This is a genomic window from Pseudomonas koreensis, assembly GCF_024169245.1.
GTDB lineage: Bacteria > Pseudomonadota > Gammaproteobacteria > Pseudomonadales > Pseudomonadaceae > Aquipseudomonas > Aquipseudomonas koreensis_F.
This window is the reverse complement of the sequence record NZ_JALJWP010000001.1, coordinates 1474986-1489577: the sequence shown is the minus strand read 5'-3', so window position 1 is coordinate 1489577 and position 14592 is coordinate 1474986. Positions and strand designations below refer to the sequence as shown.

Annotated in this window: 12 protein-coding genes; all 12 read right to left on the bottom strand. The window is 59.6% G+C overall.

The window, feature by feature from the left end; genetic code table 11:
- Nucleotides 1-128 precede the first annotated feature (128 nt).
- The 12 genes from J2Y90_RS06850 to J2Y90_RS06795 all read right to left on the bottom strand — a co-directional run bounded on the left by J2Y90_RS06850 (nt 129) and on the right by J2Y90_RS06795 (nt 14577).
- Entirely contained in the window at nt 129-3632 is a 3504-nt protein-coding gene (locus tag J2Y90_RS06850; protein WP_253497780.1) for an AAA domain-containing protein, read from the bottom strand.
- A gap of 71 nt (nt 3633-3703) precedes the next feature.
- Entirely contained in the window at nt 3704-4339 is a 636-nt protein-coding gene (locus J2Y90_RS06845) for a hypothetical protein (RefSeq protein WP_039756312.1), read from the bottom strand.
- A 93-nt stretch (nt 4340-4432) separates the two neighbouring features.
- Complete coding sequence (locus J2Y90_RS06840) at nt 4433-5875, bottom strand: efflux transporter outer membrane subunit (protein WP_253497777.1); 1443 nt, start codon at nt 5873-5875, stop codon at nt 4433-4435.
- The gene (locus tag J2Y90_RS06835) at nt 5872-6759 is read right to left on the bottom strand and encodes an efflux RND transporter periplasmic adaptor subunit (protein ID WP_253497774.1); all 888 of its coding nucleotides are present in this window, start codon (nt 6757-6759) and stop codon (nt 5872-5874) included. The genes J2Y90_RS06840 and J2Y90_RS06835 overlap by 4 nt, the downstream gene beginning before the upstream one ends.
- Entirely contained in the window at nt 6756-6965 is a 210-nt protein-coding gene (locus J2Y90_RS06830) for a DUF1656 domain-containing protein (protein WP_016772264.1), read from the bottom strand. The genes J2Y90_RS06835 and J2Y90_RS06830 overlap by 4 nt, the downstream gene beginning before the upstream one ends.
- A complete protein-coding gene (locus tag J2Y90_RS06825) occupies nt 6962-9025 on the bottom strand; it encodes an FUSC family protein (RefSeq protein ID WP_253497771.1) in 2064 nt (687 codons plus the stop codon). The genes J2Y90_RS06830 and J2Y90_RS06825 overlap by 4 nt, the downstream gene beginning before the upstream one ends.
- Nucleotides 9022-9450 (bottom strand): MarR family winged helix-turn-helix transcriptional regulator, encoded by a 429-nt coding sequence (locus tag J2Y90_RS06820; RefSeq protein ID WP_016772266.1) that lies wholly within the window; start codon nt 9448-9450, stop codon nt 9022-9024. Before J2Y90_RS06820 ends, J2Y90_RS06825 begins: the two co-directional genes overlap by 4 nt.
- Nucleotides 9451-9639: 189 nt before the next feature.
- Complete coding sequence (locus J2Y90_RS06815) at nt 9640-11109, bottom strand: Fic family protein (RefSeq protein ID WP_253497768.1); 1470 nt, start codon at nt 11107-11109, stop codon at nt 9640-9642.
- Between the two features lie 178 nt (nt 11110-11287).
- A complete protein-coding gene (locus J2Y90_RS06810) occupies nt 11288-11533 on the bottom strand; it encodes a type II toxin-antitoxin system prevent-host-death family antitoxin (protein WP_253497765.1) in 246 nt (81 codons plus the stop codon).
- Nucleotides 11534-11621: 88 nt separating this feature from the next.
- A complete protein-coding gene (locus J2Y90_RS06805; RefSeq protein WP_253497762.1) occupies nt 11622-11867 on the bottom strand; it encodes a DUF2789 domain-containing protein in 246 nt (81 codons plus the stop codon).
- A gap of 77 nt (nt 11868-11944) precedes the next feature.
- Nucleotides 11945-13513: an efflux transporter outer membrane subunit gene (locus J2Y90_RS06800; RefSeq protein WP_253497759.1), complete on the bottom strand. Its 1569-nt coding sequence runs from the start codon at nt 13511-13513 to the stop codon at nt 11945-11947.
- The gene (locus J2Y90_RS06795) at nt 13510-14577 is read right to left on the bottom strand and encodes an HlyD family secretion protein (protein ID WP_253497756.1); all 1068 of its coding nucleotides are present in this window, start codon (nt 14575-14577) and stop codon (nt 13510-13512) included. The genes J2Y90_RS06800 and J2Y90_RS06795 overlap by 4 nt, the downstream gene beginning before the upstream one ends.
- Between the last annotated feature and the right edge of the window lie 15 nt (nt 14578-14592).

The window sequence follows — 14592 nt, the reverse complement described above, 5'->3', positions numbered from 1 at the left end:
TGTGGATGAAGTCGTCTTCCTTGAACCCGAGATCGGGTCGCGGCGCGACTGTGCTGAAGTGACGAGAAGGTTAGCATTCGACACTCGTAGTGGTTCGCTTTTTAATCTGGCAAAAACGGCTGAGCCGGTCATACCGAACCCTGAGAGGGTCTGGCCCCCAAAAGGTGCCGCAAATCCCTCATGCTGTCCTGGATCATTGCCGACGCGGACTTGCCGTCATAGCGGATGCTCGATTCGTAATAACTGTAAACGCTGGACGGTTGACGCACCGAAGACAACCAGTTGAACGATCCCACCGCCAGCCATGCGTCATCCACCAGAAGCATCTTGCCGTGGACACTGCGCACCTGCGTGTTCCTGAACTTCGCGCCCGCCTCTTCGAGCAAGCGGACGCACTCGTCGAAAGCCTCCGCCCTTTTCGGCTCGGCACTGCAAAGCTCACGACTGCTGATGACCACAACGCTCACGCCACGGCTGCATGCATCGCGGATCAGCGCCGGCACCTGATCCTGGCCGATGGCATCTTTCGTAAGGTACGGCGATACGATGATCAGGCGCTGCCGGGCGCTTTCGAAGGCAGACCGCAAGGTTTCCCTGTGACCTTCCAGATCGCTGATCTGCTCCGTGAAATACGGGTTGTAAGCCGGTACCAGCCATTGCAGAGGGATTCCCTTGAGCTCATTGCGCTCGTCCCTGAACAAATGCCTGCCAAGAATCGCCGACGGATTTTTGCCGACCGGGTTGAAGAGGTTCATGTTGCCAAACACCAGAAACGCGTCTTGTGCCCGAGAGATAGCAACGTTCAAAAGAGAACCTGCATCCTTGTCGAAAAAAGGCGACCCGGGTTCGGTATCCAGACCATAGGTCGGTGAAAAGATAATCAGCCGGCGCTCAGCGCCCTGCAGACTGTGAACGGTGCCTACTGTTATGCCATGTCCGGCACCGAGGCTGTGATCCAGCGCCTGGCGAATGGCCGAGGTCTGCGCCGCGAATGGCGTAACAACGGCTACCAGGTCCTTGAAAGCTTTTTTGTCTTCGGCGAAAGAAGCCTCGATGCCTACTCGATGCTCCTGCAACCAATGAGCAATTACCTGTGCCTCGACCTGATTGCGTCGGCTTTTGCCAACACGCTGGTCCAACCCCGTCAGGTGAACATAGCCCAGGCTGGGACTGAAGCGGCGCGGGCCTTCTTCACGGAAAGGCTGGAGCAATTGTTTGTAAACCAGCTCATTGCAGATCTCGATGATTTCGCGCCAACAGCGACGATGCTCGCTGAGGAACATGCCACGGCCGCGCCTGGCATGTTTGGTATAAGGCGTCGCCAGTTGGGCGACCTGCATCAGATTGCCACTTGAAGCCGATCGGCCCGACTCGCAAAACGCGTCCCAGCCGTTATTCATCAAGCCAAAGTGCCGAGCATTGGCCAGATCAATCGAGGCCGGCAGACCGTGGACCGGAGCAATCTGATCGACGTCACCGACCACCATCGCCCGTTTGGCCAGAGCGAAAGCCGGAATGCCAATCTGTGAAGCCACTTGGCCGGCTTCGTCGACGATCAACAGATCAATGCAATTGAGCAAGGGAAGGTACTGGCTTTTCCAGCCACTGAACCGGTTGGGCAATGAATAAAGTGTGACCACCGAGCAAGGAAACAATTTGGCCAGACGGCGGTACTGACGTTCGAGTCGCTCCGGCGACAGGGTGTCCTCGACCTTGGAAAAGCGCGCCAGCGTTTGCTCGACCTCCAGCAGATACCGCGCCTCCCAATAATGGGTCGCCCATTTGAACGCTTCAAACCGCAGCCCTTTGTCCAGGGCATCCTGAATAACTGCGGTTTCAAGCTGCCCGTTGGCATCACTGAAGCTTTGCAGACGAGCAACTGTTTCGTTGAGCGTGGTGAGCGAGAGGCGTGTTGTCTTCAACTGCGTTTGCAGCCGCTCGTGGTCTTTCGAGAGTGCTTCGGCTTGCCGCACCAGTAGCGCATCGAACGTTTCGCGGCTGCCAACATGATGGATCTGCGCTCCCAAAGTTTCGCTGTGGTCGATGGCGACTCGCGCAAAAAAGACATCATCGCGGCGGGTTCGCAGCAACGTCCGACCACACCAGGCCATGAACGTGACGAAGAGGTTTTCCTGCTCTACATGAAGCTTCCAGGCCAGTTTCAGCTTTTGATTCTGCACCACCGCGTCGGCAGCCTTGTGCAGGTCTTTCACGCCTTCGTCAATAAGGTTCTCAAGTGCCGCGCGTGCCTGACCGACCATTGTCTGCGAGACGCTCGCCGCGTCGAACAGTTTATTGAGCGCGATCAGATCCTCAGTGACGCGCTCGATATGACTGCAGCACACTTCAAGCCGAGCGTGAAGCCCGGCCGTTGCAGCTTCAAGCGACGGCTCGGGCAGCCGTCCCAACACATTCTGGGCGCACTCAAGAAAATGGCCACGGGCCAATTCAAAACCCTCGGCTTTTTCCGTGAGCTGAAAATCATGCACCGAGTTTTTGCCCATGCCCTTCAAAGAATGAACGGTGAAGCCGTGCCTGTCGTTTTCGCGGCTTTTGGCAGGCAAATACAGACCATAGCTCTCAAGACCTTTGATCCAGCGACCGGCCAATGGCCCCTCTCGCTCCTTGACCTTGGCAAAGGCTTCCAGAATGTTGACGACAGCCTGATTGTTCGTCGACGTCGCCACAATCAGCGGCGGCTCCTGTTGTGCCCTCGCCTGTTTTATCCACAGTGAAGCAATGACACTCAGCAACAGCGTGGTTTTGCCCGTGCCGGGAGGGCCATCAACGGCTGTCACAGAGTCAGGCAAGGAAAAGAAGTGCACCAGCGATTCACGCTGGGATGGTGACAGCCCATAGCGGCATTCCATTTGCCCCAAATGCTCAATCGAACTCGCCAACTGCTCCTGCGCTGAGAGCAAAAGTCTCTCGGTGACCGGGTTGAGGAGCGTGTCGAGCAGATCCAGAGAGGCTTCACTGTGGTGGCGCAAATGATCGAGCAGGGTCTGGATATGCTGGGTTGCGCCATTGGCACTGGTGGCGAGCATGATCAGCGGGTGGTTGAGCCTCTCGTACTGATCGACTTCAAGCGTTTCCCAGTCCTGCCCGCAGACCTCATGACAAAAGATTCTGGCATTTTCGACAAGGTTGCTCCAGCCCGTCGGGCGAGGTAGGCGGACATAGACCCGGTCGACGTCTTCCACGGTACCGACCGTAACCTGATAGGCACTGGGCTCGAGGAAATTGCGTGGGGCAACGGGGCGCAGATTTTCAGGGTCGATGGTGAGCTTGCCGTTGCGTTGCAACAGGCCGAAGAAGAACAGGGGCGCGATGCACTCAGGCAACAGCCTGCTCGGATGGCCGTGCTCTGGTCGCAGGCCGAACAGAAAAGGGCAGACGATGACTCGTGGCGGCCAGCCCTCATCGGCGTCGACCTTGACCGCAATCTTTTCCGGTCTGGATTTTGGCCTCTGTCCGTACAATACCTTGCAGCAATGGCTGGATAGCTCGCCGCGTATGATTTCGTCCAGGGTGAGCGCGCGCGAGGCCTGATCCAGCTCTGGCATCAAATTACAGGCATCGGCCAACGCAGCGCTCAAATAATCGAGATGAACCTTTACATTCCCTTGCATCAGTTTTTTGCAGCCGTCAAAAGTCTGAGGCCATTATGCCAGCAGGGTAGAAAAACCCCATCCCGGGATTTTCAGGAATACTGAACCTCGATTTCATCCAGTTGATGATCAAAACTCTTCAGTCGCGCCGTCCAGGTATACACCAGCACTTCAAAGTCCCGGTCGATCACCGCTCCGCCGGTGGTATCCGCCCGCACATCGCAGAAATCCAGCTGATAGCGCTCGCGGGCCATGGCCGTGGCGACGTCGGACAGTTCCCGGGCATTGTTCAGCCAGTGCCAGCCTTCGTCGGCGATCTGCTTGTCGAGTTCCAGGCACTGCTTCTTCAGGGCTTCGAGGCTTTTTTCCAACGGCGTGCCGGTGAGTTCGCCCATGACTTCAGCAAAGGTTCGACCCGGCTGCCAGTAGCTGCCCCAGAAGTAGCGGTCGAACACGGTTTCGACCCGCCGCAGGGCGACTTTGGTGTCCCAGATCAACACGAGCATCTTGCCCCGTTCGAGCTGGCGCTTCTTGACCCGCTGCAGCTGGATCGAGGTCCACGCGACGACGACGATCGCCATCACCGCGATCAGCGCAACGGCGCTGTCGAGGAAAACCATTGCCGTGTCGATCTGGTGGGCCAGCATGATCCCGTAGAAATACGTGGCCGAGAGCAGCACCAGCGCGACCAGAGCGCACCAGAAGCCGAGAGCGTAAGGGTTTTTCATTATTGGTTTCCCCTGGGCCAGCACGAGCAATGTGCATTGCAGGAGCGCTTGGCATGGGGCGCCCCTCCAACACTTCAAAGCATAGCAATGGCCTCAGGGTTTGCTGACGTCCGAGGTGTTCGTTCGTCCGCTTTCCCAGCCACCGCCCAGGGCAAGGAACAAATCGATCTGGCTCATCGCAACCTGGGTATTGGCGGCGGCCAGTTGCGCGGTGACATCGGTGTAGGTGCGGGTTGCTTGCAGGTCGGCAAGGAACGACTCGCGGCCAGCCTGGAAGAAGCGGTGCGTCTGCTCGGCAGCAAGCTTGGCCGACTGCTCGGCTTCGGCCAGCGCATCGCGGCGCTGCAGCAACGCGCTGTACTGGGCCAGACCGGTCTGGGTCTCGCGAATGGCGTTGAGCACCACGCCGTCGAAATGCGCCAGCGCGCCCTGGGTGTTGGCTTCAGCTTCACGAATCCGCGCGCGGGCGCCGTTGGTCGGCACTTTCCAGCTCAGCGACGGGCCGAAGCCCCAGCGGTTGGTCGAAGGATCGCCTAAATCGTCGATCAGACCGACAGTGCCAATCGTCGCGCCGATGCTGATGTCCGGGTACAACTCCCCAGTGGCGATACCGATGCCCGCCGTTGCTGCCGCGAGACGGCGTTCAGCCTGACGAATATCCGGGCGACGCTTGAGCAGCGCAGCACCGTCCCCCACCGGCACCCGTTGCGCGATCTTCGGCAACTCGGCGCAACTGGCCGTGCCCGCCGGCAATTGCTCGACCGGTTTGGCCAGCAGCATCGACAAACGGAACAGCCCGGCCTGACGCGCCGCTTCATAACGCGGCAAGTCGGCGCGCAGGGATTTGAATTGGGTCTGCGAACGGGTGACCTGGGTTTCGTCGCCACGCCCGGCGTCACGCAGACGCTGGATCAGCGTGGTGCTTTGCGACTGCAGATCGAGAGAGTGCTCGGCGATTTCGCGCTCTTCGTTGGCGGCGCAGACCTGAGTGTAAGCGCGAACCACGTCCGCCACCAGCGTAATGCGTGCGGTATCGGCGGCGGCTTGGGTCGCGTCGGCATTGGCTTTGGCCGCTTCGATGCCGCGCTGCAAGGTGCCCCACAGGTCAAACTGATACGAGGCACTGATGCCGATGTCGCCGACGTTATCTACCGGCACTTTCTCCGGCAGCAGGAACGCCTGACCGGATTCCTGCAGACGTTGGGCGCCCATCTTCACCCCGCCGCTCCAACCGCCAGCGGCCTCGGCTTCATCCACCTGAGCGCGCGCCCGCGACAGATTGGCCGCCGCCACGCGCAAGTCGGTGTTGGACGCCATGGCCTGCTGCACCAGTTGATCGAGGCGCGGGTCTTTATACAGGCGCCACCAGTCCGCCGGCACCGGCGCCGAGACCACCGGTTTGCCAGCGATTGCCAGCTCGCCCTGAATATCCTTGCGCTGAGCCGCGGCGTCGGCGGGCACCTGATAATCCGGGCCGACCATCTGACAGGCCGAGAGCATCACGCCCAAACCGGCGATCAACCAGGCCCTGCTCATGGCTGCGGCTCCTCATGCTGATCGTCGATGATCGACACAGTGGCAGTACGCCCGGCGATCATGCGGAAGTCGGCCGGTACATCATCGAAGGCGATGCGCACCGGAATCCGCTGCGCCAGACGCACCCAACTGAACGCCGGGTTGACGTTCGGCAGCAGGTTGCTGCCACTGGTGCGATCGCGGTCTTCGATGCCGGCGACGATGCTTTCGACATGCCCGCGCAACCTGGCGCGGTCACCGATCACGCGGATATCCACCGATTGTCCGACGTGAATGCCGTCGAGTTTGGTTTCTTCAAAATAACCGTCGATGTGGAAGGAATTGCTGTCGACCACCGACAACACCGGACGCCCCGCAGTAACGAACTCCTGCGCACGCGGCGCGCGGTCGTTGACGTAACCGTCGACCGGACTGCGGATCACCGAACGATCGAGGTTGAGCTGCGCACTGTCGACCGCCACCAACGCTTCGGCCAGCGCCGATTGCGCACGGGCCACCCGCGACTGGCTCTCTTCCAGTTGCTCGGCCGGCACCAGGTTGCCGAGGCCACGGTTACGCTTGGCTTCACGCTGCGCCTGGGCGAGGGTTTCCTGGCGATCGGCAACGGCGGCCCTGGCCTGGCGCAGGGCCAGTTTGAAGCGGTCCTGGTCGATGCTGAACAGCACCTGGCCGCGCTTGATCAATTGGTTGTCCTTCACTTCGACCTGCTGGATCAGCCCGGACACGTCCGGGGCGATCTGGATGATGTCGGCACGAATGTGGCCGTCGCGGGTCCACGGCGCGAACATGTAATACATCACCATGCGCCAGACGAGGACAACGGCAAAAGTCACGATCAGCAGGGTCAGAACCACGCGACCGATAGTCAGAAACGGTTTTTTCATGTCATCAGGTATCGACTGAGTGAGTCCACGCCGTACAGCAGCACGGCATAGAGCGCCACGTTGAACAATGCCCGGTGCCAGACCAGACGGTAAAAGTGCAGGCGTTGCAGCACGCCATGCACCAACAAAAACAGCACGTAAGTGATGCCCATCAGCACCAGCAGGGTCGGCAGGAAGATGCCGCTGATATCCAGATCACCGATCATAGGGGCGCTCCATCGGGCAGCGGTTCTTCGGGCTCGGCGCTGGAGACGAATTCGACGCCGGGCAGCAAGGCCAGACGCAAACCGCTCAAGGCGTGCAACAGATGCAGACGGGTTTCATCGTCGCCTTGGCCGTTCAGCGCACGGCGGGTGCGATCCAGAGTCATCAGCAGACCGCTCGGCGCCGGCAGGCGTTCGTCGGCTTTGAGGCAGGCGCGGAAATACTCGCCAACCTCGGCCACCACTTGTCGCAACAAGACGTTTGGCACGCCAGTGACGCGCGGGGTGTAGGCGAGCAAATCGAGCATATTCAGACCGACGCGCACTTCGCGCATGGCAATGCCGGTGTCCTGGCCGGTCAGGGCCAGGCGCGGCAGGTGCTGCATCAGCCGATCGAGCAACTGCACGCCCAGTTGCCGATGCTCGGCGAGGCTGGCCGGTTCGGTCATGCTGACGATGTCTTTCCAGCTGAACCGGGTCAGGCGCTTGGCAGCCAGCTCGGCACCGAACGGTCGCGCTACCAGCGTCCAGATAAACGCGAACAACAGCCCCAGCGGTCCAGCCAGATTGGAGTTGGCGAAGGCGAAAAAGTCCGCGTCGTAGGCACCCTGAATACTGATGAACGACGAGGTGTTGACCAGCGTCAGCAGCATGCCCAGATAGAAACGCGGCTGCACCGTCAGCGTGCCGATGCAAATGAACGGCACGGCAAACGCCAGCACCAGCATCGGGAAATCGTGCAGGTTGGGCAGAATCAGAAACAGGTAAAGACTGGCGAACAGCACCGACATCCCGGTCCAGAAGAAGAACCGGTAAATCTGCGGCGCCGGGTCGTCCATCGAGGCAAAGAAGCTGCACGCAACCGCCGCCAGAATCACCGCACTGCCGCCATCCGGCCAGCCGAGCAGGATCCACAGCACCGAAGCAACGATGATCGCCAGGATGGTCGAGGCCACCGAATACAACATCAGCCCGCGATCGATGAACGGCGTCAACCGGCCGAGGCGCCAATGCCGGTACACCGCGCGCCAGCTGTCCTGACGCTCGCAGAGAATCGCATCCTGCAGGCTGCGGCAGTCCTGCCACAGATCGATGAATTCACCGAGGCGGTAGATCGCGTTGGAGAACAGCAACTGTTTACGCTCCTCCAGCGCTTCGGCACTTGGTTGCAACGCGTCGAGTTGATCGCGCAGTGCTTGCCAGCGGTCAAGATTGGCATCCGCATGGCTCAGCCATTCACGGGTGGCTGCGAGCAACGGCTGGAATTTCTCCACCAGTTCCGGGGTGCGCCGTTCGAGGGCGTACAGCGAATCCTCAAGGGCATCGATCACCGGCAACAGGTGGATCATGCGCCCGCGCAGTTCCTTGGTATTACGCACGGTTTGTGGCCGCGCGCCTTCGTGGGGCAACTGGCCGATCATCAACTCGAGGCTGTTGAAATTGGCGACCATGGCCATGCGCAGCGCGGTAACTTCTTCCGGCTGCACATCGCGGCTGAGAAACTTCAGGCTGTAGCTCGTTGCATCGGCGAACCACTTGCTCACCGCATCGTTGAACACCGGCGCCAGCCGTCGCGGCCAGAACATCGCACCGACCACCGCAGCAACAGCGATGCCAAGGAAAATCTCCTCGGTACGCGCCTCGGCCACATCCCACACCGCCAGCGGATTATCCACCACCGGCAGGGCAATCAGCGGCAAGGTGTAGCCGGCCAGCATCAGTGCATAGCTGTTGGCCGTGCGCAGATGCAGGGACATGAACAGCAGAATGCCGGTCCACAACGCGATCACCACCACGAGCACATAGGGGCTCTGCACGAACATCGGCACGAACAGCACCGCCGCCGCCGCGCCGAGAAATGTACCGGCCGCGCGGTACAGCGCTTTGGAACTGGTCGGGCCGAGAAACGGGCTGGAGACGATATACACCGTGGCCATCGCCCAATACGGACGCGGCATTTGCATGAGCAAGGCGATGTACAGCGCAATCATCGACGCTGCAAAGGTACGGACCCCGTAAAACCAGTCACGGGCCGGCGGCATGCCGGTGAAAAAACCGTTCAAGAATTGACCACCACAGGCGAACTCGCCGCCTCAAAAGCCCTGAGTACCCGAAGCGTAGCTTCCAGATCACTGCGCTCGATGCCTTCCAGCACCTCATGCCGCAAGCGCACCAGCTCAGCCTCCACCGCCTGCACCAGCTCGCGACCGGTATCGGTCAGGCTCAGACACTTGGCGCGGCGATCCTGGGCATCTTCGGTGCGGCAGACGTAACCGGCATGGCACAGCTGATCGAGCAAGCGCACCAGCGACGGACTCTCCATCCCCGCAGCCTGGGCGACTTGCACCTGGCGCACGCCCTCGCCCAAACGCCCGATCATCAACAAGGGCACGGCGCAGGCTTCGGAAATTCCATAGTTGACCAGCGTGGTCTGGCAGATCTTCCGCCAATGCCGGGCGGCCACCACCATGGCGCTGCTGATGTTCATCTGGAGACTGTCGAGGGAATCGGACACGGGATAACGGACACTGTTAGTTTGCTAACTATCAATATCGCATTGGAGGGGAATTTCAGTCAAGTTTTGAAACAAATCTTTGAAATACTCGCGGCGAACACCCTGATCAAGCGTCTGCCACAACATCCGGCATGGCCCAAGCGCTTGGTCAAAGCAGAATCGTCAGCCGCCATAGCCTGAGGACATTTCCTCGATGTAGTCGAACACCTCCTCCGGCACGCTGTACTGAAATTGCTTGCGGCGATGCTTTGAAACCTTGTCAGCGTTGTCCAGGCACATCATTACCAACTTCGAAAGATCGCTTCCCCGAACATCGAAACGGTCATTCACCGCTTTGATGACGAAATCGTATTTTTCAAGAAACGCGGTCTCCTCGCGTAGCTCCACTTCCAGTGCCCGCAAGGCCATCTGCAAAGTAAATTCTGCGCATTGAGTAGCATCCCAGAATCGGTAGATAGCGTCGTGACCGACGAAATCGAACGTCATCTCATCGGAATCCAGCCAAGTGACATTCCAGAACTCTCTAGCTGGTTTGGAGAACTCCTTCAGCGCTTCCAGATAGCTGGATTCCTCATGCTTCATCGCCACGGAGACGGGTAACAACAAACCGTTATGCAGAGCACCGGACTGGCAAAGAGTCTGGTGAATCAGAAAGCGTGAGAGCCGACCGTTGCCATCCATGAACGGGTGAAGAAAAACAAATCCAAACGCCACAACCGCAGCTGCTATGAGCGGATCCACCTGCTTCGCCGAGTGATTGGCGAAAGCCATCAAATCCTCCATCAACTCACGACACAATTGCGGAGCTGGCGGCACATAACTGACTCCGGCGGCGCCTCTCAAGCCATTGTGCAAATGATTCTGTTGATGACGGAAGAGCACTGCCTTATCGAAGGGATTCGAGACCGTGCTGTTTTGCAACTCGACCATATAGTCCTCGCTCAGCTCTGTACGCTCGTGAGCTTGACGCAGAAGTCGAACAAAGCGCCGCGACTTTTCTTCGCTGGGCTCTTCTTTTTCTATAGCGAAGGAATCGCGAGTCTCATGCAGGTAGGCCCAATTGATTGCCCGATCCATCATCTCCGGCGGCAACGTCGTCATGAAAACCTGGGCTCGTCCAATGATGTCCAGATCGATCAGCTCCTGTAGCTTCACCGTTCGCTCAACGGTGGCGCAGTAATGCAATGACCCCAAACCATTGAAATCGACTCGCCAGCGACTATTCCGAACAGCTGGTCCGGTCACGTAGCGTTTGGGGTCGAACAAGGCGACGACGCTACCTCGAACCGGAACGGAGTAATCCAACTGTTTGCCAGTGAAGGTTTCCCATAGAAAACAGGCTTTACGGATGTATACCCCGTTCGGGGATCTGCCAAGCTCACTTAACAGATCGCTCGCTTCAACAGATTCCAAGGCCTGGGCAAGAATGCACAGGTTTATTCCTTCATGTTTTAGCGCAAACAGAATGTGCTCGAGCGTTGATCCCTGTGCAGGCGCGACGGCGGCTGGAACAGCAAGACAATCACCGATCAAGGTAATTCGGGTGACCGGTTTGATCATCGCAACGCGCTTGGGAGCAAACGCCTTGAGCTTTAAAGCGTCCCGCAGGTTGGCATATCCGACAGTTGGCATCGTCATCTTCCACAGAAAAAATCTACTGCGACGATTAAAGCCCAGTTTTTTTTACAGTAGGCATGTTTTTTTTACATTTCGGCCTTTTCCTACAATTTTTTTTACACGGCAAGTCTCTTTCGGGTATTGCTCGGGCGACCAATGACGCAGTTTGTTTCCAGACGACAGAAACTCAAGCTTATAAGTCATGCAGATTTACCGGCATGGGTGTTTCGTGATCTCGAGAACGCGCAATCTGCATAAGCTCAAGATCATCAAGCCGCTCGACCAACGCTTCGTAAACGTCGGCAGACACCATATAGCCCATGACCCGGTTGTGATTGAGTATTGCCACAGCACCGGCGTTTGCGCCTTTAAGAACGGCAGAAGGATTTTTCTTCAGTTCGGAAATACTGACAGCCATATCGGCGAAAACTCTTTGCACGGTAAGGACCTCGAATGCGATCGAAATTTCGGTCGATATCGAAGCTTATCAATTGCTGCCGTGACAGAGTCGCAAAGGTTCAGCCTGATCATCCCACCCGCCCCTTCCGCAACATCACATTCAACTGATCCACCACCTCCGCCCAATCCGCATCATCCAGAATCTCTTCGCGCAGAAACTGCGCCTGACTTTCCGTCCAGAAAAACGCGTCGGCGAGATGCAACTGCGGTTTCAGCGGTGAATGGCTGGCGATGAATTGGTCGATGCTGATCGCGTCGTGAGGGAGGCCGAGTTGTTTGAACAGGGCCGGTAGGCTGTGCTGCGGATGTTCCATGATGCAACTCCTCTGCAATTCAGGCCGGCGTTACGCCGTTTGCTGCAGTGGAGTTGATCATAGCTGTCGCTGTGGGTTCAGGGCCTGGCGACGTCCGGCGAGCCTGCGGCCAGTTGCGCTGCCGGATAGACCGACTGCCATCCGCCGCCCAACGCCTTGTATAAACCGACCATCGCCAGGGAAACGCCGGTCGAGCTTTCCACCCATTGCTCCTGCGTGGCGAGCAAGGCGCTCTGCACGGTGAGGACGTTGACGAAATCGACCACGCCTTCGACGTACTGCTGCTGCGCGGTGCGCAGGGCGATCTGGTTCTGGCGCACGGCTTCGGCGAGGCTGTCGCGCCGGCGCTGGCTGGCGTTGTACGCGGTCAGTTGATCGTCGATTTCATGCCAGGCGTGCAGAACGGTCTGCTGGTAGGCGATGGCCGCTTCCTGTTGTTGGGCTTCGCGCAACTGCAGCATGCCGCGCAGGCGACCGCCGTCGAACAGCGGCAGGCTGAATTGCGGGCCGATACCAAAGGCGCGCGAGCCCCATGAACCGAAATCGCTCAGTTGCATCGCTTGCGAACCGAGGTTGCCCGATAGGGTGATGCGCGGATAGAAATCGCCCTTGGCCACGCCGATACTGGCGGTGGCGGCGTGCAGACGCGCTTCGGCCTGGCGGATATCCGGGCGGCGCTCGGCCAGTTCCGACGGCAGGCCAATCGCGACTTGCAGTGGCGACTGCGGCACTGCCGCGTCTATCGACAACTCACGAGTGAGGGCTTGCGGCGGTTCGCCCATCAACAGACTGATCGCGTTGATCAGTTGCGCCTGACGCTGCTCAAGCGCTGGCAGCCGCGCTTCGATGGCGGCGACTTGCGCGGCGGCTTCGGCGACGTCGAGATCGGTCGCCACGCCATCGGCCAGCCGCAGTTGCGAAAGCTTCAGGCTGTGCCGGGCGACGTCGAGGTTCTGCTCGGTGACGGCACGGGTGTTCTGCACGCCGCGCAGCTGAATGTAGTTTTGCGCGGTGTCGGCCAGCACGGTCAGCAGCACACCGCGACGATCGTTTTCCGCCACTTCGAGGTTGGCATCCGCGGCCTCGGTTTCACGACGCACGCGGCCCCAGAAATCCAGCTCCCATGAAGCCGAGAAACCGGCATCCCACAGGTTGAAGGCCGAATCGCCGTTGTTTCCCGATGGATCGTTCAAGCCTCTGCCACTGTTGCGTTTGCGTGCGTAGCTGCCGGTGGCGGCGCTGTTCGGATAACGCTCGGCGGTGATCACCTGGCGCGCGGCGCGGCTTTGTTGCAGGCGGCTGCTGGCCAGTTGCAGGTCGAGGTTGCTGTTCAGCGCGCGCTGGGTGAGCGCGGACAGCTGCGGGTCGTGGAAGGTTTCCCACCAGCGTTCGTTCAAGGGTTCGCTGACGGCCTGGCTTGGCGCAGATTGACCCGGTTTGGCCCATTCGGCAGGTTGAGCCGCTTCGGGTTTCTGGAAGTCTGGGCCGACGGTGCAGGCGGCGAGACTCGTTGTGAGCAAGGCACTGAAGGTTAGCTGCTGCCACTGGCGTTTTCGCGAGCAGGCTCGCTCCCACATTCTGGAGTGCGTTGCCCCAGTGGAAGCGAGCCTGCTCGCGAACGCGACAGCCGATTCAACACCGATCATCGCTGCGTCACCTCGCGCCCGGACGCCTTCGAGCGGGCGGTATCAATACTCGCCTCCACCGACATCCCCACCCGCAACCGCTCGGCCAGTGGCTGGCCCGGCTCCAGCACGATCTTCACCGGGATCCGCTGCACCACTTTGGTGAAGTTGCCCGTCGCGTTATCCGGTTTCACCGCCGCGAAGGTCACGCCCGTTGCCGGCGCAATGCTCTCGACACGGCCAGTCAGGGCTTCACCACCGAGACTATCTACTCGCACTTGCACATCCTGCCCCGGCTGCACGTCGGTCAACTGGGTTTCCTGAAAATTGGCGACCACATAGGCCTGCTGCAACGGCACCACCGCCAGCAGCTTGCTGCCCGGGGTGACGTAGGCGCCGACACGCACCGCACGCTCGCCGATCATGCCGTCCTGCGGCGCGGTGATGCGCGTGTACGACAGGTTGAAGCTGGCGATTTCCAGCGCCGCCTGCGCGTGTTTCAGAGTGCCTTCGGCGGCGTTGCGCTGGGCAGTGAGAATTTCGACTTGTTTGCGTTCGGCCGCCAGTTTCGCCGTCGCGGTGTCGAGACGCGCCGAAGCCTGATCAATGCGCGTGCGTGCCTGTTGCGCGTTCTGCACGGTGCCAGCGCCGACCCCGGCGAGGTGGTTATAGCGGTTCAGTTCCTGCTGCGCGAAGGCCATTTGCGCTTTGGCCGAGACCACTGCAGCCTGCGCCTGAGCAATCAGCGAAGCCTGCCGTTCCAGAGTCGCGTTGGCGTTCTGCAATTGCGCCCGCGCGACCAGGGTTTGCGCATCCGCCGCTTCCGCCGCTGCGCGCAAATCGCGGTCATCGATCAGCGCCAGCAACTGCCCGGCCTTGACCTGCTGGTTGTCTTCGACCAGCACCTGCTTGATAAACCCGGCAACGCGGGGCACCACCAGCGTGTAGTCGGCGGAGACGAAGGCGTCATTAGTGGTTTGCTCGGTGCGTTGGCCGAACAGCCCTGGCATCGCCAGATATACCAACACGCCCACCGCCAGCGCGGCAGCCACGGCCACCGCGAGTTTTTGCTTGGATTGAGTCATATAAAACCTTCAGTT

Bases quoted from the DNA above. Each gene is read 5' to 3' on its own strand.
- J2Y90_RS06850 (WP_253497780.1), bottom strand. From the start codon at position 3,632: ATGCAAGGGAATGTAAAGGTTCATCTCGATTATTTGAGCGCTGCGTTG.
- J2Y90_RS06845 (WP_039756312.1), bottom strand. From the start codon at position 4,339: ATGAAAAACCCTTACGCTCTCGGCTTCTGGTGCGCTCTGGTCGCGCTG.
- J2Y90_RS06840 (WP_253497777.1), bottom strand. From the start codon at position 5,875: ATGAGCAGGGCCTGGTTGATCGCCGGTTTGGGCGTGATGCTCTCGGCC.
- J2Y90_RS06835 (WP_253497774.1), bottom strand. From the start codon at position 6,759: ATGAAAAAACCGTTTCTGACTATCGGTCGCGTGGTTCTGACCCTGCTG.
- J2Y90_RS06830 (WP_016772264.1), bottom strand. From the start codon at position 6,965: ATGATCGGTGATCTGGATATCAGCGGCATCTTCCTGCCGACCCTGCTG.
- J2Y90_RS06820 (WP_016772266.1), bottom strand. From the start codon at position 9,450: ATGAACATCAGCAGCGCCATGGTGGTGGCCGCCCGGCATTGGCGGAAG.
- J2Y90_RS06815 (WP_253497768.1), bottom strand. From the start codon at position 11,109: ATGCCAACTGTCGGATATGCCAACCTGCGGGACGCTTTAAAGCTCAAG.
- J2Y90_RS06805 (WP_253497762.1), bottom strand. From the start codon at position 11,867: ATGGAACATCCGCAGCACAGCCTACCGGCCCTGTTCAAACAACTCGGC.
- J2Y90_RS06800 (WP_253497759.1), bottom strand. From the start codon at position 13,513: ATGATCGGTGTTGAATCGGCTGTCGCGTTCGCGAGCAGGCTCGCTTCC.
- J2Y90_RS06795 (WP_253497756.1), bottom strand. From the start codon at position 14,577: ATGACTCAATCCAAGCAAAAACTCGCGGTGGCCGTGGCTGCCGCGCTG.